At 55.9% G+C, this 16,732-nt stretch carries 16 protein-coding genes; 5 read left to right on the top strand and 11 right to left on the bottom strand.

Translation table 11 applies throughout. The features are described 5' to 3' along the window. Window positions 1-243 carry a glutaredoxin-like protein NrdH gene (nrdH, locus tag NQH49_RS14730; protein ID WP_008101624.1) on the bottom strand — a complete coding sequence of 81 codons (243 nt, stop codon included), beginning with the start codon at window positions 241-243 and terminating at the stop codon, window positions 1-3. 434 nt (window positions 244-677) lie between these two features. After that, window positions 678-998, bottom strand: coding sequence for a DUF883 family protein (locus NQH49_RS14725; RefSeq protein WP_008101623.1), 321 nt, complete (start codon window positions 996-998; stop codon window positions 678-680). A gap of 150 nt (window positions 999-1,148) precedes the next feature. On the opposite strand from NQH49_RS14725, the gene NQH49_RS14720 reads away from it, so the two are divergent. The 4 genes from NQH49_RS14720 to NQH49_RS14705 all read left to right on the top strand — a co-directional run bounded on the left by NQH49_RS14720 (window position 1,149) and on the right by NQH49_RS14705 (window position 4,464). Continuing rightward, window positions 1,149-1,487, top strand: a complete 339-nt coding sequence (locus NQH49_RS14720; protein ID WP_008101622.1) for a DUF2002 family protein — start codon at window positions 1,149-1,151, stop codon at window positions 1,485-1,487. A gap of 132 nt (window positions 1,488-1,619) precedes the next feature. After that, the gene (mmuP, locus tag NQH49_RS14715; protein WP_256698442.1) at window positions 1,620-3,035 is read left to right on the top strand and encodes an S-methylmethionine permease; all 1,416 of its coding nucleotides are present in this window, start codon (window positions 1,620-1,622) and stop codon (window positions 3,033-3,035) included. Beyond that, entirely contained in the window at window positions 3,025-3,960 is a 936-nt protein-coding gene (gene mmuM / locus NQH49_RS14710; RefSeq protein ID WP_256697180.1) for a homocysteine S-methyltransferase, read from the top strand. Before mmuP ends, mmuM begins: the two co-directional genes overlap by 11 nt. Before the next feature lie 84 nt (window positions 3,961-4,044). Further along, complete coding sequence (locus NQH49_RS14705) at window positions 4,045-4,464, top strand: hypothetical protein (protein WP_256697178.1); 420 nt, start codon at window positions 4,045-4,047, stop codon at window positions 4,462-4,464. Window positions 4,465-4,867: 403 nt separating this feature from the next. Here NQH49_RS14705 and speG read toward each other — a convergent pair whose 3' ends face one another. The 6 genes from speG to NQH49_RS14675 are packed head-to-tail and all read right to left on the bottom strand — an operon-like array spanning window position 4,868 to window position 10,392. Continuing rightward, window positions 4,868-5,413: a spermidine N1-acetyltransferase gene (speG, locus tag NQH49_RS14700; protein ID WP_008101618.1), complete on the bottom strand. Its 546-nt coding sequence runs from the start codon at window positions 5,411-5,413 to the stop codon at window positions 4,868-4,870. Next, window positions 5,410-6,102 (bottom strand): ABC transporter ATP-binding protein, encoded by a 693-nt coding sequence (locus tag NQH49_RS14695; protein ID WP_061718040.1) that lies wholly within the window; start codon window positions 6,100-6,102, stop codon window positions 5,410-5,412. Before NQH49_RS14695 ends, speG begins: the two co-directional genes overlap by 4 nt. Next, window positions 6,095-6,928, bottom strand: coding sequence for an ABC transporter ATP-binding protein (locus NQH49_RS14690; protein ID WP_256697176.1), 834 nt, complete (start codon window positions 6,926-6,928; stop codon window positions 6,095-6,097). The genes NQH49_RS14695 and NQH49_RS14690 overlap by 8 nt, the downstream gene beginning before the upstream one ends. Next, window positions 6,918-7,775, bottom strand: a complete 858-nt coding sequence (locus tag NQH49_RS14685) for an ABC transporter permease (protein ID WP_256697175.1) — start codon at window positions 7,773-7,775, stop codon at window positions 6,918-6,920. Before NQH49_RS14685 ends, NQH49_RS14690 begins: the two co-directional genes overlap by 11 nt. Beyond that, window positions 7,772-8,824 (bottom strand): ABC transporter permease, encoded by a 1,053-nt coding sequence (locus tag NQH49_RS14680; protein ID WP_154181619.1) that lies wholly within the window; start codon window positions 8,822-8,824, stop codon window positions 7,772-7,774. Before NQH49_RS14680 ends, NQH49_RS14685 begins: the two co-directional genes overlap by 4 nt. Beyond that, entirely contained in the window at window positions 8,824-10,392 is a 1,569-nt protein-coding gene (locus tag NQH49_RS14675; RefSeq protein ID WP_176971466.1) for an ABC transporter substrate-binding protein, read from the bottom strand. The genes NQH49_RS14680 and NQH49_RS14675 overlap by 1 nt, the downstream gene beginning before the upstream one ends. A 737-nt stretch (window positions 10,393-11,129) precedes the next feature. Here NQH49_RS14675 and mgtA point away from each other — a divergent pair. Beyond that, entirely contained in the window at window positions 11,130-13,853 is a 2,724-nt protein-coding gene (mgtA, locus tag NQH49_RS14670) for a magnesium-translocating P-type ATPase (RefSeq protein ID WP_256697173.1), read from the top strand. A gap of 133 nt (window positions 13,854-13,986) precedes the next feature. Here mgtA and NQH49_RS14665 read toward each other — a convergent pair whose 3' ends face one another. The 3 genes from NQH49_RS14665 to NQH49_RS14655 all read right to left on the bottom strand — a co-directional run bounded on the left by NQH49_RS14665 (window position 13,987) and on the right by NQH49_RS14655 (window position 16,628). Next, complete coding sequence (locus NQH49_RS14665; protein WP_008101584.1) at window positions 13,987-14,646, bottom strand: epoxyqueuosine reductase QueH; 660 nt, start codon at window positions 14,644-14,646, stop codon at window positions 13,987-13,989. A 123-nt stretch (window positions 14,647-14,769) separates the two neighbouring features. Next, on the bottom strand, window positions 14,770-15,126 hold the full coding sequence (locus NQH49_RS14660; RefSeq protein ID WP_008101580.1) for a KPN_00521 family repetitive protein: 357 nt from the start codon (window positions 15,124-15,126) through the stop codon (window positions 14,770-14,772). A 182-nt stretch (window positions 15,127-15,308) separates the two neighbouring features. Then, complete coding sequence (locus NQH49_RS14655) at window positions 15,309-16,628, bottom strand: serine hydrolase domain-containing protein (RefSeq protein ID WP_256697172.1); 1,320 nt, start codon at window positions 16,626-16,628, stop codon at window positions 15,309-15,311. Window positions 16,629-16,732: the final 104 nt, after the last annotated feature.

Raw genomic sequence — 16,732 nt, 5'->3', positions numbered from 1 at the left:
TTATCCCCCGACGGCCGCGAGCTGGCGCAGGCTGGCAATTTTGTCGGGACGGAAGCCACTCCAGTGATCGTCTTGCGTCATCACCACCGGCACCTGGCGATAGCCGAGAGATTTGAGGTTGTCGATGGCTTCGGGTTGGGTATCAAGGTTGATCAGCTGATAGTCGATACCTTTGCGGTCCATGGCATTTTTTGTCGCATTGCACTGGACACAGTTATCTTTAGTGTAAATAATAATGCGCATGATTCGTATTTCCCTTTGATTGCGGTCAGATTGCGAGATACGAAGCAAATTCCTGTTTGCATCGAACTTCGTCCTTGACGACATCTGGTAGCTGGTTGATGGGTTGAATACTAGATGTAGTGTTCGTGGCGGTCAAGCCCACCAGATATAGGGTTTTTTGATTTTGATCTTCGGATATTCGCTAAGGCCAGAGATCCTGCGCCTTCCAGGCCGGAAAAGTTTTTTGTAAAGGGAATGGAGTGGGAAGGTTGGTTGGATTTTGTGCGATTTGGCCCTCATCCCAGCCTTCTCCCGCAAGCGGGAGAAGGAGCCGATCCAGCTAATTATTCCCTCTCCCGCCTGCGGGAGAGGGTTAGGGTGAGGGAAAGCGCGCACTATCTCGCGCCCACAAAAAAGCCCCGCATCAGCGAGGCTTATTGAGTCTACTTTCAGGCTTATCGGCGTGAAGACACCAGCAGCGCACCTAGCACTAAACCGATTGCCGCACCAACGCCCACGCCGTGCCACGGCTTGTCGTGGACATAGGCATCAACCTGCGTACCGGCGTCACGCGCCGCTTGCGATACGCGACTCTGTCCGCCGCTCAGTTTGGCACGCGTCTGCTTCAGCAGCGCCTGCGCCTGGCTGCGTGCATTATCAACCTCATCTTTAGCTTCACTGCCATAAGATTTAAGTAACGCCTCTAGCGAATCGGCCAGTTCGTTTACATCCTGATTAATATCAATGTCATCGTTTTTTGCGCTTCGATTAAACATTTTTTAGCTCCCTTTGATTTAAAACGTAATACTCAGTGTAGACGAAGCGTGATTAAACGCAGGGATGTGCCAGGCTTTAGGGAAAATTCCGAATGCCCATGCCATCCTGCTGCTGTAAGGTTGCGGGGCTGTGAGAAGAGAGGAGCAAGCATGTATTTACGACCAGATGAGGTAGCGCGCGTACTTGAGAAAGTAGGCTTCGAAATGGATACCCAAACGCCAAAAATTTACGGTTATCGTCGCGGCGAAAACTATGTGTATGTTAATCGCGAAGCGCGAATGGGACGGACCGCCTTAATCATTCACCCGACGCTGAAAGAGAAAAGCCAGAGCTTTGCTGAACCGGCCTCAGAGATGAAAACCTGCGATCACTACACGCAATTCCCACTCTATTTAATGGGCGATTCGCAGGAGCATTACGGTATTCCGCACGGCTTCAGCTCGCGCGTTGCGCTTGAGCGTTATCTGCAAGGCGTATTCGGCGCCTGATCTTGCGCCCCGTCAACGCGGGGCCGCAAACCCTCACTGAATCCTCTCCTTCTGCCCCGTTGCAAATCCGCACGCTGACGCGTATAACCTTGTGTCCATATAGATGTTCAGACGTCCATACGGATAAATATGATGCAAACTCAGGCTACGCCTCCGCAGGAAAATTTTAAGCGCACCATGAAAGTACGGCATCTGGTGATGCTGTCGCTTGGCGGTGTGATCGGAACCGGACTGTTCTTCAATACCGGCTATATCATCTCAACCACCGGCGCAGCCGGAACCTTGCTGGCCTATCTGATTGGTGCGCTGGTGGTGTGGCTGGTAATGGTCTGTCTCGGCGAGTTGGCCGTGGCGATGCCGGAAACTGGCGCATTCCACGTCTATGCCGCACGCTATCTCAGCCCGGCCACCGGTTATACCGTCGCCTGGCTGTACTGGCTCACCTGGACGGTGGCGCTGGGTTCCAGCCTGACTGCCGCCGGATTCTGTATGCAGTATTGGTTCCCAAGCGTGCCGGTATGGACGTGGTGTCTGGTGTTCTGCATCGCCATCTATCTGCTGAATATCGTCTCAACGCGCTTCTTTGCCGAAGGTGAATTCTGGTTCTCCATCATCAAAGTGATCACCATCATCGCTTTTATCCTTCTCGGCGCAGGCGCGATCTTTGGTTTTATCCCGATGAAAGACGGCAGCGCCGCGCCGGGATTGCTCAATCTCACCGCGTCCGGCTGGCTGCCGCACGGCACGCTGCCGATTCTGATGACCATGGTGGCGGTCAACTTCGCGTTCTCGGGCACAGAATTGATCGGTATCGCCGCCGGTGAAACCGAGCAGCCGCAAAAAGCGCTGCCACTGGCGATCCGCACCACCGTGGCACGGTTGATCATCTTCTTTATCGGCACGGTATTCGTGCTGGCGGCGCTGATCCCAATGGATCAGGCGGGGATCGTCAAAAGCCCGTTTGTGCTGGTGTTTGAAAAGATCGGCATCCCGTACGCAGCGGATATCTTCAACTTCGTGATCCTGACCGCCATCCTCTCCGCCGCTAACTCCGGCCTGTATGCTTCTGGCCGCATGTTGTGGTCGCTGGCCAATGAGAACACGCTGCCGCGCTGTTTTGCGCGCGTTAATCGCCGCGGCATTCCGGTGCTGGCGCTGACCGTGAGCATGATTGGCGGCCTACTGGCGCTGTTCTCCAGCGTAATTGCGCCGGACACGGTGTTTGTGGCGCTGTCGGCGATTTCCGGTTTTGCCGTGGTAGCGGTGTGGCTCAGCATCTGCGCCTCGCACTATGTGTTCCGTCGTCGCCATCTGCAAGCGGGTGGCAGCTTACTACAGCTGGCGTATCGCGCGCCGCTCTATCCGCTGACGCCGATTCTCGGCTTCCTGCTTTGCCTGCTGGCGTGCGTCGGACTGGCGTTCGATCCGTCGCAGCGTATTGCGTTGTGGTGCGGCATTCCGTTTGTGCTGTTCTGCTATGCCGCATACCATGTCACGCAACGACGTAAGTCATCCCTTAAGGCTGAGGAGGCCAACGATGTCGCGTAATCCCATCGCGCAGGCACTAACCCAAACTGACACGCTGATTCTCGATGGTGCGCTGGCGACCGAGCTGGAAGCGCGCGGCTGCAATCTGGCCGATGCGTTGTGGTCGGCCAAAGTGCTGGTAGAAAATCCTGAGCTGATTTATCAGGTGCATCACGATTACTTTGCCGCTGGCGCGCATGTGGCGATCACCGCCAGCTATCAGGCCACACCGCAGGGTTTTGCTGCACGTGGATTAGATGAAGCGCAGGCGCTGGCACTGATTACCCAGAGCGTACAGCTGGCGCAGCGCGCGCGTGACGACTATCGCGCATCTTCGGCCAGCACCGCGCCATTGCTGGTGGCCGGATCCGTCGGGCCGTATGGCGCGTTTCTGGCCAATGGCGCGGAGTATCGGGGTGATTACGCGCTGCCGGAAGAGGAGATGAAAGCGTTCCACCGTCCGCGCGTGAAGGCGTTGCTGGAAGCGGGTGTCGATCTGCTGGCCTGCGAAACGCTGCCGTCCTTCGCTGAGGCGCAGGCGCTGGTGAGTTTACTGGCCGAATTCCCTGACAGCAGCGCGTGGTTCTCCTTTACCCTGCGCGATGCCGAACACCTCAGCGACGGCACGCCGCTGAGCAAAGTGGCGCAGCTGGTGAATGCGGCACCGCAAGTGGTGGCGATTGGCATCAACTGCGTGGCGCTGGAGAGCGTGACGCCCGCTCTGCGCAGCTTACAGGCGCTGTGTGACAAACCGCTGCTGGTCTATCCGAACTCCGGCGAGCAGTACGATGCCAGCAGCAAAACCTGGCACTCCGCGCCGTCGGGCTGCACGCTGCATGACAAATTCGCTGAATGGCAGCAGGCGGGCGCACGTCTGATTGGCGGCTGCTGCCGTACCACGCCGCAGGATATCGCGGCGATTGCTGCCTGTTGTCAACCGCAATAAAGCGCAGAAAATCATCAGTGATAGCGCGATTAAGCACAGAAGGGCAGTTTACACTGTCCTATCTGATGCTGAAGCGGACCTGCTATGAACCTGCGACCTCTTTTTCCTGCCTGTGCGCTGCTGCTGAGCGGCTGCGCCACCATTGTTGGCACTGAAACGCAACCGGTAAAAATCGACTCCCTGCCGCAAGGCGCGCGTTTCACCGTGCAGGATGAGACCGGCCGCGCGGTGGCGCAGGGCTATACGCCGCAAACCGTTGAGCTGGCGAAATCGACCGGGAATTACTTTGGTAAGAAGCACTATCAGGTGATGCTGGAAAGTCCGGGCTACGTGCCGCTAACCTTGCCGATCGAGGCCAGTGCCAATCTGTGGTATGTGCTGGGCAATATTCCGCTGTTGGGCTTCCCCGGCTGGTTGCTGGTCGATCCTTTCTATGGCGGCATGTACGATCTCAAACCTGAACATCCGCAGCCGAAGCTGAACGTCGTCGGCGCACGCGGTTAATCACGCAGCCATTTATGGCGTAATGCCGCTCAGTTAAGCGCAGAGCGACTTTCGTTCGCCATGTACTGAGGCAGTTGCAGTATCCTGGTGCGGCGACCGAGCAGAGAGCGCCTGGCCGCGCCCTCTGCACTCCCGGGCCTTGCGCCAGCCCAATCCGCCGCTTCGCGGTACCTTCACTCATTCACGATTCCTGACGGACCGGTGGCGATTCGCTCCTGCTCAGCGCCACCTCTCGCCGCATCCATGCGGCTCGCCCTGGAATCCCTTATTCGCTCAGCGGTTTGGGATGTCGCCTCAACACCGTCGCTGCAGCGACAATGCGTTTTTCTGACTCACCATCGCCACAAACCCCGTAGGGTCGCCATTCATGGCGACCTGGTGCGCATGAATGCATAGACAATGATTACTGCGCGGTTGGCTTCACCATGGCATTGGCGCTTTTATGCTGCGCCAGATGTTGCTGCTGGAAAATGCACATGCGAATGGTGTTGCGGTATTCGCCGTTGATGAAAAATTCGTGCTTTAGTACGCCTTCCACCTCAAAACCCAGCTTGGTGTAGATATGCACCGCCTTCTTATTCTCTTCATCGACAATCAGATAGAGTTTGTAGAGATTCAGCACTGAAAAGCCGTAATCCATCGCTAACTTTGCCGCTTTCGTGGCTAAGCCTTTGCCCTGATGTGAAGGATCGATAATGATCTGAAACTCAGCGCGGCGATGCACGTGATTAATCTCGACCAACTCCACCAAACCGGCTTTGTGTCCATCATGCTCCACCACAAAGCGACGCTCGGTTTGATCGTGGATGTGTTTGTCATACAGATCAGAAAGCTCGACGAAGGCTTCGTACGGCTCCTCAAACCAGTAACGCATCACGCTGGCGTTGTTATCGAGTTGATGCACAAAGCGTAAATCTTCCCGCTCCAGCGGACGTAACTTAACCGTCATACGGTGTTCCTTGTTGTTGAATGTTGTTCCACGATGCGGCCTTGCGCCATGCGCGCTGCGCGATCGCACATGTGATCGATCACATCCGGATCGTGGCTGACCAGCACCATGGTTAAACCATCTTTTTGCTTTAGATCGTTGAGCAAGTTGAGGATCTCGGCCTGCACCGACATGTCCAGCGCCGAGGTCGGCTCATCCAGCAGCAGGATCTTCGGTTCCAGCAGCAAGGCGCGCACAATCGCCACGCGCTGACGCTGACCGCCCGAAAGCTGATGCGGATAGCGATCCGCCAGCGCCGGATCGAGCCCGACATGGCGGAACCCGGCATTAATGCGGTCGTCGATGTTATCACGCTTAAGCATTTTCAGCGGTTCCGCCAGCGTGCGACGCAGGCGATGACGCGGATGCAGCGAAGCGTAGGGATCCTGAAACACCATCTGCACATCGCGGCGCAGCTGGCCGGTAAACGCTTTGCCGGGCTGCACGGCGGTGCCCGCCAGCGACATGCTGCCGCTCCAGTGCGGATTCAATCCCGCCAGCACCCACAGCAGCGACGACTTGCCGCAGCCGGATGGGCCAACCAGACCAAAACACTCACCGGCCGCAACCTGCAGCGACACATCGTGCACCACGGTGCGCAGCTCGTAACCTTGCTTGTGCGAAACGCTGAGGTTCGATAACTCAATCATAATTTTTCTCCAGCGCGGCACGATCCAGCACCGGCAAGCGCTCGCCGTGTGTGGCTTTACTCGGACGACAGGCCCACAAGGTGCTGGTGTAAGGATGGCTGGCGTTGGAGAGCTCGGACGCCGGCAAGGTATCCAGCACGCGGCCTTGATACATCACCATCACGCGTTCGCAGTGTTCGGAAACCTGTTGCAGATCGTGGCTGATCAGCAGCAAACCCATGTTGCGCTGCTCCACCAGACGACGAATCAGTGCCAGCACCTGATCGCGCATCGCGTGATCGAGTGCCGACGTGGGTTCATCGGCGATCAGCAATTCAGGATCGGTGATCAAGGCGATCGCCAGCATCACGCGTTGGCCCATGCCGCCAGAGAGTTGATGCGGATAGCGTTTCATCAACTGACGCGGATTGGGCAGACCCACCGCATCCAGCATCTCGCACACTTTCTCTTTACGCTCGGCGCGGCTCAGTTTGTGGTGCAGCACCAGCGGTTCTTCCACCTGCCAGCCAATAGTGCGCGTGGGATTGAGCGCATATTTCGGATCCTGCATCACCATCGCCACCTTGCTACCGCGCAGCTGGATCCAGTCGCGTTCGCGCAGGCTCAGCGCATCGGTGCCAACAATCTGCAAACGCTCAGCCTGCAAATGCAGCGAAGGCGACAGCAAGCCCATCAGCGTGCGCGCGGTGAGTGATTTACCGGAACCGGATTCCCCTACCAACGCCACGCGCTCGCGGCCAATTTGAAAGCCGATGTTATCGACCAGTAGCGCATCATCGCTGCGAATCGTCAGGCCTTGTACATCAATTAACAGATCATTTGGCATGGCGAGTATCCAGTCGGTCACGCAGGCCATCGCCTGTCAGGTTAAACGCCAGGCTGGCGAACAGAATCGCGCCGCCGGGTGCGGCGGCTACCCACCATTGGTCGAAGATCACTTTACTGCCTTCTGCCACCATCGAACCCCATTCAGCGGTAGGCGGTTGCACGCCCATGCCAAGGAAGCCGAGGCCAGCGGCTGAAAGAATAATGCCGCCGAGGCTCAGCGCGGCGCGTACCACCGCCGTTGGCATACACAGCGGCAGAATATGACCAAACATCAATCGCAAGCCGGTGATGCCCTGCATGCGCGCGGCGGCGAGGTAATCACTGCGGCGCAGCGCCAGCGTTTCCGCACGCGCCTGACGGGCAAACGGCGGCCAGCTAGTAAGCGCCAACGCCAGAGCGCCATTCATCAAACCGGGGCCGAGCATGGCGACCAGCGCCAGCGCAATCACCAGATTCGGCAGCGACAGGAAGATATCGGTAATGCGCATCAACACGCGCTCGGTCCAGCCGCCCAGGTAACCGGCGGTAATGCCGACCAGCAGGCCAACCGGAATGGTCAGCACCAGAATCAGTGACACCAGCAGCAGCGTTGGGCGCGCGCCGTAAATCACGCGTGACAGCAGATCGCGGCCAAAGCCATCGGTGCCGAACCAGTGCAGCGCCGACGGCGCCTGCAAACGCTGGGAGATGATCTGCGCATTGGGATCGAAAGGCGCCAGCAACGGCGCGAACAACGCCATCGCCACCACAATCAGCACCAGCGTCAGGCCGATGGTGAGTGAGGTCACGCGCGCGCGGCGGCGACGCGGACGCAGCGTTTCCAGTTCAGAGAGTTGTTGAGTCATCGGGTTCTCGGATCGGTTAACCAGGTCAGGGCATCGGCCAGCGCATTGAGCAGAATAAAGCAGCTGCCAATCAGCAAGGTCGAGCCGAGAATCGCCGGTACATCAGAGGAAAACAGCGCGTTGGTCATGTAGCGACCGACGCCCGGCCAGGCAAATACCGTTTCGGTCAAGACCGAACCTTCCAGCAGCGTGGCGTAGGAGAGGGCGATAACGGTAATCAGCGTGCCCAGCACGTTGGGGAAAATATGTCGCAGCAAAATGCGGCCACGGCTGGCACCTTTGGCGCGCGCCAGCACCACGTACTCTTTGCTGCTTTCTTCCAGCAGCGCCGCGCGCAGCAGGCGCGTAATACCCGCCATCGCCAGCAGGCCGAGAATCACCACCGGCAGCCACAAATGGGCAATCGCATTGCGGAACATCTCGGGATCGCCGGACATCCAGCTATCAATCAGCACAAAGCCGGTTTTCGGCTCCAGCGTGTAGATCCAGATGTCATCGAGCTGGCCCGGTCCGGCAGACCAGTGCAGCACGGCGTAAAACAGCAGCAAACCCAGCAGGCCGAGCCAGAACACCGGCACCGAGTAGCCAAGCAGCGACACAAAACGCGCCACGTTATCGATAATGCTGCCCGGTTTCCACGCCGCCAGCAGCGCTAAGGCAATGCCAAACACTGCGGCAAAAATCATCGCGCAGGTGGCCAGCTCAATGGTGGCGGGGAAGGTACGCATCAGGTCGGCGCTGACCGGTTGATTGGTCAGGTGCGATAAGCCGAGATCGCCGCGCGCCAGATGGCTGATATAGCGCCAGAACTGCACCAGCACCGGCTGATCGAGGCCGAGATCGTGGCGCACCTGCGCGTAAGTGGCTTCACTGGCGTGATCGCCGGCGATCTGTTGCACCGGATCGACAGGCGACAGGTGCGACAGCATAAAAGTGAACGCTAACAAACCGACCAACGTTACCAGCAGCGAAAGCAGGCTGGTAACGAGGTGGCTAACGCGTTGCCAGAGTGGCCGGGCGAACCCGGCCTGTGAAGCTGACACTGCCATTACTTAGAAACCTGCGAGTAATAGACCATGTCCGGGTTGATGCCCTGCACATAGCCTTGCAGATTGTCGCGCAGCGCAATCAGGTTTTTCGCCTGCAAGCCAATCACGTACGGCGAGTTTTTCAGCACTTCACGCTGCATCGCCTGATAAAGTTCAACGCGCTTGTTGTTATCGCTCTCGGCGGTGGCGGCCAGCGTTTGCTTGTTCAGCTCTGGGATATGCCAGTCAGAACGGTAAGCCACGGTTTTGCTGCCATCTTCCGGGTTGTAAGCGAAGGACGCGGCGTTGGTGTTTGGATCGAAATAGTCTGCGCCCCAGGCGTTCAGGGTGGCTTCGTATTTGTGCGCCTTCACGCGGGTAGAGACTTCAGAGCTCAAGCCAGGCTGCACTTCAACCTTCACGCCGCCTTTAGCAAAGCTGCCCTGCAGCGCCTGCGCGATGTCGAGGTAAGGCGGCTGATTGCTGGTGGAGAGCTTGAAGCTGACGTTGGTCAGACCGGCTTTCTTCAAAATCGCTTTGGCTTTCTCAGGATCGTAAGTGTATGGCGTGTCGTTGATTGCGCCGAGGAAACCTTTCGGCAGGAAAGTCTGATGCACGTCGAACTGGCCTTTCAGCAGGTCATTAGCGATACCTTTATAGTCGAACAGGTAACGAGCCGCTTCCCACAGCGCCGGGTTCTTCAGTACCGGATTCTCACCAATGTTGAACTGGATGTAATAGAGCGATGCCATCGGGATCGCTTCGGTCTTCACGCCCGCTTTGCCTTTCAGCGAGGCAATCTGATCCGCGCCGAGGTTACGCGCGATATCCACATCGCCCTGTTCCAGCAGCAGACGACGCGCAGCCGGTTCTGGAACGTTTTTGATCAGGATGTTTTTCAGCTTCGGTGCGCCCGCCGGAGAGGTTGGGTTGGCGCTCAGCAGAATCGCTTCATGCAGCACCACTTTACGAATCTGATACGGGCCGCTACCGGCAGAGTGGGTGCCGAGCCACGCGTGGCCGAAGTCACCGTTCTTCGCGTTGGCCTGCGCGGTTTTCTCATCAACAATCGAAGAGACCGGCGCGGAGAGCAGGCTGAGGACATACGCCGGGCTGACGTTGGCGCTCCAGCTGATCTGTACGTGGTTGTCATCAACCTTCTTCAGGAAGGTATCGACGTTGTCTTTATTCCAGCCAAGTTGGGTAAGAATAAAGGAGGGATCGAGGTTGAGTTTCACCACGCGGCCCAGCGAGAAGATCACATCTTCCGGACGCAACGGATTGCCGCTGGCGAACTGAGCGCCTTTGCGCAGTTCAAAGGTCAGGCTGCGATTATCACTGCCCGCTTGCCAGGAGGTCGCCAGCGTTGGCTGCAAATCGGTTGGATTGGTGGGATCGGACTGAACCAGGCGCTGATAAATGTTAGTGAACGCTTGCACCGTGGTGAGCTCAAAGCCCTGCGCGGGATCGAAACTGTCGGCATCATCGGTGGACTGGGCAATAACCAGCGTATCTTTCGGCGTCGCTGCCTGAACAGAGAAGGCGGCTACCAGCGATAACGCCAGCAGTGAGGGAATAATTTTTTTCATGTTGTTTCCTTGCCTAAAAAAAGTAACGCGAGTTTACGAGAGCGCAGCAGTGAAGAATAGTCAATTTCAGGCTATGCATATGCATTAATGATCTAAGTCGGGTGGTTCAGTTATAAGGAAGGTAGGCTGCATGGCCGTCGTAGGGTCGCCATTTATGGCGACCGAAATGGGATATATCAACTCAACTGCAACGAAATATAAATGTTCTGTGATTAACCGATAATTAACTTTACTTCGTTCCTTCCGGGAATATAATGGCCGCAATTTCAAAGCAGGAGAGTTCAGTTGGACAGTCACCCTTTTAGTTGGCATCACAAGGCAAGCTGACGCGCGAACTTTTTTGTCGCTGCTTGCCATCCTGGCGGGCAGCAATCCTCCCTTTTCTGATGATTGTTCCCTTAAAACGACACTGTAACGGGCCAAAACCCGTGGGAAGATCATCATGCACATGATTTTTAACACACTTTTCCCTCCGCCTCGATACGCGCGCTGAACCTCAGCGTGCTGATTTGCGCTGCGCATTAGACAGCTTTTCGCTGTTCGATTGCGTGGTGTTTACCTTCGTCTTTATTTATTACTCGTTATTTTTCGAGCGACTCTTTTCGTCTTTAATTTCCGGGAGGTGATATGGAAATTCCCGACAGGTTATTTTTAATTTAAAAAAGCATTGCCGTTAATTTAATTTGTGTGCCACGCACGCAGGGATTTTTATTGCCGTAATAAAGAGGAATGTCACCATGACTGACATGAAACTCAACCAGGAAAAAAAAGCCTGGAATACCACGCGCCAGCCGCGTCAAAAAACACCGCGTTACCTGATTGAAGATGAAGCCGGCTTCACTGCCGACGAAACGCTGGTGCGTCTGCGCAGCGATGCGCTTGGCCTGAGTGAACGTGAAGCCGAGGCACGTTTAGACGTGTATGGCCGCAATCAGGTTGAACACGACAAAGCGCCACCGGCGTTATTGCAGTTGCTGCAGGCGTTCAACAATCCGTTTATCTATGTCCTGATGGCGCTGGCGTTGGTGAGCTTTTTCACTGATTTCTGGCTGCCGCTGCGCAACGGCGAGGAGACCGATCTGACCGGTGTCATCATCATTGTGACGATGGTAACGCTCAGCGGTTTGCTGCGCTTCTGGCAGGAGTTCCGCACCAACAAAGCGGCGCAGGCGCTGAAATCAATGGTGCGCACCACCGCAACGGTGCTGCGTCGTGAGTCAGCGCAGCAAGCGCCGCTCAAACAGGAAGTGGATATCGCCACGCTGGTGCCGGGTGACATCATCTATCTGTCGGCGGGGGATTTGGTGCCTGCCGATGTGCGGCTGCTGGATTCACGCGACCTATTTATCAGCCAGGCGATTTTGACCGGCGAATCGTTACCGGTTGAAAAATATGACGTCACCGGCCACGTCACCAGTAAAAGCAGCGGTGCCAGCGAGCAGGGCACATCGCTGCTGGAACTCGGCAGCGTCTGCCTGATGGGCACTAACGTGTCCAGCGGTAGCGCCAAAGCGGTGGTGGTGGCAACCGGCAGTGAAACCTACTTCGGTAGCCTGGCGAAATCGATTGTGGGTAACCGCTCACAAACCGCCTTTGACCGCGGCGTCAACAGCGTGAGCTGGCTGTTAATCCGCTTCATGCTGGTGATGGTGCCGGTGGTGTTGCTGATTAATGGTTTGACCAAAGGCGACTGGCTGGATGCTTCGCTGTTTGCGCTGGCGGTGGCGGTAGGTTTGACGCCTGAAATGTTGCCGATGATCGTCAGCTCGAATCTGGCGAAAGGCGCCATCGCCATGTCGCGGCGTAAAGTGATCGTCAAACGCCTGAACGCGATTCAAAACCTCGGCGCGATGGATATTCTCTGCACCGATAAAACCGGCACGCTGACGCAGGACAACATCATTCTGGAGCATCATCTGGATTGTGCTGGCGTGGAGAATTCTCGCGTGCTGATGTTGAGCTGGCTCAACAGCCACTATCAAAGTGGCACGTTGAATCTGATGGATCGCGCCATTTTGCAGTACGGCAAAAACCGCGTCAGCGAGGCGGTGGGCGACACCTATATTAAAGTGGATGAACTGCCGTTTGATTTTATTCGCCGTCGCGTTTCGGTGGTGGTGCGCGATCGTCGTCTCAATCAACAGATGTTGATCTGCAAAGGCGCGGTGGAAGAGATGCTGAGCATCGCGACTGCCGAGCGTGAAGGCAAACTGGTACAGCCGCTGAACGAAACGCGTCGCGCAGAACTGCTGGCGCTGGCACATCAATATAATGAGCAGGGTTTCCGCGTGCTGCTGGTGGCAAGTCGCGTGCTGGCGGAGCCGGGTTTGCAGCAGCCGCTGAGCGTGGCCGATGAGCAAGGGTTAACGGTTGAAGGGCTGCTGACTTTCCTCGATCCACCGAAAGAGAGCGCCGCCAAAGCCATCAGCGCGCTGCGCGACAATGGCGTCAGCGTCAAAGTGCTGACCGGCGATAATCCGGTGGTCACCGCGCGCATTTGCCAGCAGGTTGGCATCGACAGCGGCGCCATCATCACCGGCGACCAGATTGCCCTGATGAGCGACGAGCAGCTGACCGATGCCGCCGCGCAGAGTTCGGTATTCGCTAAACTCACGCCGCTGCAAAAATCACGCATTCTGCGCGCGCTGCAACAGCAAGGGCATACCGTGGGCTTCCTCGGCGACGGGATTAATGATGCCCCGGCGCTGCGCGATGCCGATGTTGGGATTTCCGTGGATAGCGCGGCGGATATCGCCAAAGAGTCCTCCGATATCATCCTGCTGGAAAAAGATTTGATGGTGCTGGAAGAGGGTGTCATGAAGGGACGCGAAACCTTCGGCAATATCATCAAGTACCTGAACATGACCGCCAGCTCCAACTTCGGCAACGTGTTCTCGGTATTGGTGGCGAGCGCCTTTATTCCGTTCCTGCCGATGCTGGCGATTCATCTGCTGATTCAGAACCTGATGTACGATCTGTCCCAGCTGGCGCTGCCGTGGGACAAAATGGACCGCGAGTTCCTGCGCAAACCGCGTAAATGGGACGCGCGTAATATCAAACGCTTTATGCTGTGGATTGGGCCAACGTCGTCAATTTTCGATATCACCACCTTCGCGCTGATGTGGTACGTGTTCGCGGCGAATACGCCAGAAATGCAGTCGCTGTTCCAGTCCGGCTGGTTTATTGAAGGCCTGCTGTCGCAGACGCTGGTGGTGCACATGCTGCGCACGCAAAAGATTCCGTTTATCCAGAGCCGTGCAGCGCTGCCGGTGCTGCTGACCACTGCGTGTGTGATGATCGCCGGTATTCTGCTGCCGTTCTCACCGCTGGGCGCGATGGTGGGATTGGTGCCGCTGCCGTGGTCTTACTTCCCATGGCTGGTCGCAACGCTGCTCGGTTATTGCGTGGTCGCGCAGGGCATGAAAATGCTCTACATCAAGCGTTTTGGTCAGTGGTTTTAAACACATGGAGGCGAAATGCGTAACCGCAATCTCAATAAGGTGGTGTTTCACCTGATACTGATGATGATCGTCATCGTGGTGTTAACGCTGGTGTTTCGTTAACGAAAAAGGGCAGGATTTCCTGCCCTTTTCTTTACTCTTCGTCTGGCTGGTAATACTGCACGCCGATTTCAATGCGCTCGCGGCCGCTGGCTACGCGATGGCGATTGCTGTCGCGCAGCGAATATATGCAGCCGCAATACTCTTGCTGATAGAAGCGTTCGCGCTTGCTGATCTCAATCATGCGTGACGAGCCGCCACCTTTACGCCAGTTAAATTCCCAATAAAGCATATCCGGATAGTGCGCCGCCGCACGCACGCCGCAGTCGTTGATCTGCTGCATATTCTTCCAGCGCGAAATACCGAGTGAACTGGTGATCACCGGGAAGCCGTTTTCATGTGCATACAGCGCGGTGCGTTCAAAGCGCATGTCGAAACACATGGTGCAGCGCACGCCACGTTCCGGTTCCCACTCCATGCCGCGCGCCCGCTCAAACCAATTGTCTTTATCGTAATCGGCATCAACAAAGGGCACACCAAACTGCTCGGCAAAGCGGATATTCTCCTCTTTACGCAGCTCGTACTCTTTCAGCGGGTGAATATTTGGGTTGTAGAAGAAGATGGTGTAATCGATGCCGGAAGCCAGCATCGCTTCCATCACTTCGCCCGAACAGGGCGCACAGCAGGAGTGCAGCAGCACTTTGTTGTGACCGTTGGGTAAAGGCAGCGGCTGGCGGGTAAAGGTGTCAGACATAAGAATTATTGGTTAATGGAGTGTTGCGTAAAGTCTAAGGGGATAGCGCGGAAGATGCAAAGTTGAGGAAATACTGGCATTAAAAAAGGCCGCAAACGCGGCCTCTTGGTTCAGCAAAGAGAGTTATTCAGTCACTTTCTTTTTCAAATCGCTGGCACCTTCTTTGGTTTTATTCCAGCCTTTCTGCGTGCCTTCTTTGGTAGCATCCCAACCTTTCTCAGAACCTTCTTTGGTTTTGTTCCAGGCCTTCTGCGTCCCTTCGCTGGCTTTGCTGGTCATGCTGTCGCTTTTACCTTCAGCAGCATGCTTGGCTTTGAGCTGCTGCTCTTTACCTTCGTTCTGCGCCTGATGCAGTTTTTCTTTAGCGGTGTTAGCACCGGCCTGCGCATTAGCGACAGTCTCATCAGTTGCATGTGTGGTCGCGGCAAAAGCCGAAGAAGCCATCAGAATGGCTGACAGTGCAATAATGGTCTTTTTCATAATTCCCTCTTTCATGAAATATGTCGTCTCAGGTATTCATCCTGGCATAGGCCGGGATGGAAAGATTTAAGAATAAACCAGGAATGAAAAAGGTCTAGTTTCGTTGGTTAAATCGACACCAGATAGCATTTTAGGTTGTTACAGAGAGTGAAGGGAGCCACCTTAACAGTGGCCCCGCAGCGTTAATCTGCCAGCTGCTGCGCAATTGCGCTGAACATAAGCGCGGCTTCAAGTGGCTGAGCATTCATCTTTGGTTCAGCTTCAGGCCAGGTTGACCATTGCACGATCACCAGGTTTTCAGCACGGTTCACCATAATCACCTGACCATAAATACCCAGCGCCCACAGTGAATTTTTCAACGATTTATCGGCGGTGGGAGCGACATGTTGCGCATTGGCGGCAACCGCGTTGTTCCACCATTGATAGCCATAAGTGCCTTCAGGATGAGCGGCGGATAGCGAGTTGCGCGCCTGCGTCCAGTTGGATGCATCATCCAGCCAGTGATCGGGCAACATCTGCTGACCATTTGGCAAACGACCCTCATTCATGATGAACAAGCCGAAGCGGCCCCAATCTTCCAGCGTGGCGTTAAAGCCATGTGCGCCAACGTCGTGCTGGCCTTTGGCATAAGCATGCCATACGCCATCGCTGGCCATGCCGTAAGGCTTCCAGATGGATTGCTCCAGCCAGGAGGCGATTGACATGCCGGTGGCTTTCTCCAGTACATCGCCGAGCAACCACGCACCGCCGGATGAGTACGACCAGGATTCTCCCGCCGGATGTGCGCGATGCAGTTGCCTGATGATATTGCGCACGCAATCGTAGGTGCCAGGGCGCGCTTCACACTGCGTCAGATGCGCAAAGTCAGAGTTAGGATTGGTGTAATCCTCGTTCCAGGCGACACCGGAAGTGTGCTGGATCAATTGCTTCAGCGTGACGCCATCCCAGGCGGTGCCTTTGAGATCCGGCTCGTAATCCGTTACCCGATCGTCAAGCGAATGGATTTTACCTTGCTTGATGGCGATACCTACCAGCGTGGAAACCACCGATTTACCCACTGAACGAGACGTCCATAATGTCTGGTCGGTATTGCCTGCGCCGAGATACTTATAGGCAATTTTCCCGTTCTTCAGCACCAGCATGCCGCTGACATTTTCCCTTTTCAGGTAGTCGGACAACGAATAGCGTTTGCCGTTGAAGGTGTAAGAGGCGTCGGTCAGCGGCTTACTGGCGGCTTTCAAAGCCGTTGAATCGCCATGATGAAATACATCGCCCGCATAGTTGCGATAATCATTGCGGAATCCCACCACACGCTCGGCCTGGCTCCAGCTCAGCATCTGATGCGGATCCGGCAGCTTCTTATCAAAAGGCTGCGGACAAGATTGCAGCATTACGCCACCGCAATTCTGTGTTTCCGCCGCGAAGGAGTGTGAGGTGAAGGAAAGGGCGATCGCGCTCAGCGATGCGGCCATCAGGATCGGTTGTAAAAGACGTTTATGCATTTTTTTCTCTGCGCTTGAGGAGTGATTACGCAGCAGTATATGAACGGTTAATCCCCTGATAAAATCACTTAATGGGGGAAAATCCCTCTCAATTCTGGAGTCTG

This window comes from Pantoea trifolii (genome assembly GCF_024506435.1).
Taxonomy (GTDB): domain Bacteria; phylum Pseudomonadota; class Gammaproteobacteria; order Enterobacterales; family Enterobacteriaceae; genus Pantoea; species Pantoea trifolii.
The sequence above is the reverse complement of the archived record's forward strand: the minus strand, read 5'-3'. Positions and strand labels throughout refer to the sequence as shown.

What these genes read in the sequence shown, in the direction of transcription:
- mgtA (WP_256697173.1), top strand. Translation starts at nt 11,130, where the DNA reads ATGACTGACATGAAACTCAACCAGGAAAAAAAAGCCTGGAATACCACG.
- speG (WP_008101618.1), bottom strand. Translation starts at nt 5,413, where the DNA reads ATGACGGTTAAGTTACGTCCGCTGGAGCGGGAAGATTTACGCTTTGTG.
- NQH49_RS14660 (WP_008101580.1), bottom strand. Translation starts at nt 15,126, where the DNA reads ATGAAAAAGACCATTATTGCACTGTCAGCCATTCTGATGGCTTCTTCG.
- NQH49_RS14665 (WP_008101584.1), bottom strand. Translation starts at nt 14,646, where the DNA reads ATGTCTGACACCTTTACCCGCCAGCCGCTGCCTTTACCCAACGGTCAC.
- NQH49_RS14720 (WP_008101622.1), top strand. Translation starts at nt 1,149, where the DNA reads ATGTATTTACGACCAGATGAGGTAGCGCGCGTACTTGAGAAAGTAGGC.
- mmuM (WP_256697180.1), top strand. Translation starts at nt 3,025, where the DNA reads ATGTCGCGTAATCCCATCGCGCAGGCACTAACCCAAACTGACACGCTG.
- NQH49_RS14680 (WP_154181619.1), bottom strand. Translation starts at nt 8,824, where the DNA reads ATGGCAGTGTCAGCTTCACAGGCCGGGTTCGCCCGGCCACTCTGGCAA.
- NQH49_RS14675 (WP_176971466.1), bottom strand. Translation starts at nt 10,392, where the DNA reads ATGAAAAAAATTATTCCCTCACTGCTGGCGTTATCGCTGGTAGCCGCC.
- NQH49_RS14725 (WP_008101623.1), bottom strand. Translation starts at nt 998, where the DNA reads ATGTTTAATCGAAGCGCAAAAAACGATGACATTGATATTAATCAGGAT.
- NQH49_RS14685 (WP_256697175.1), bottom strand. Translation starts at nt 7,775, where the DNA reads ATGACTCAACAACTCTCTGAACTGGAAACGCTGCGTCCGCGTCGCCGC.
- NQH49_RS14655 (WP_256697172.1), bottom strand. Translation starts at nt 16,628, where the DNA reads ATGCATAAACGTCTTTTACAACCGATCCTGATGGCCGCATCGCTGAGC.
- NQH49_RS14705 (WP_256697178.1), top strand. Translation starts at nt 4,045, where the DNA reads ATGAACCTGCGACCTCTTTTTCCTGCCTGTGCGCTGCTGCTGAGCGGC.
- NQH49_RS14690 (WP_256697176.1), bottom strand. Translation starts at nt 6,928, where the DNA reads ATGCCAAATGATCTGTTAATTGATGTACAAGGCCTGACGATTCGCAGC.
- NQH49_RS14695 (WP_061718040.1), bottom strand. Translation starts at nt 6,102, where the DNA reads ATGATTGAGTTATCGAACCTCAGCGTTTCGCACAAGCAAGGTTACGAG.
- nrdH (WP_008101624.1), bottom strand. Translation starts at nt 243, where the DNA reads ATGCGCATTATTATTTACACTAAAGATAACTGTGTCCAGTGCAATGCG.
- mmuP (WP_256698442.1), top strand. Translation starts at nt 1,620, where the DNA reads ATGCAAACTCAGGCTACGCCTCCGCAGGAAAATTTTAAGCGCACCATG.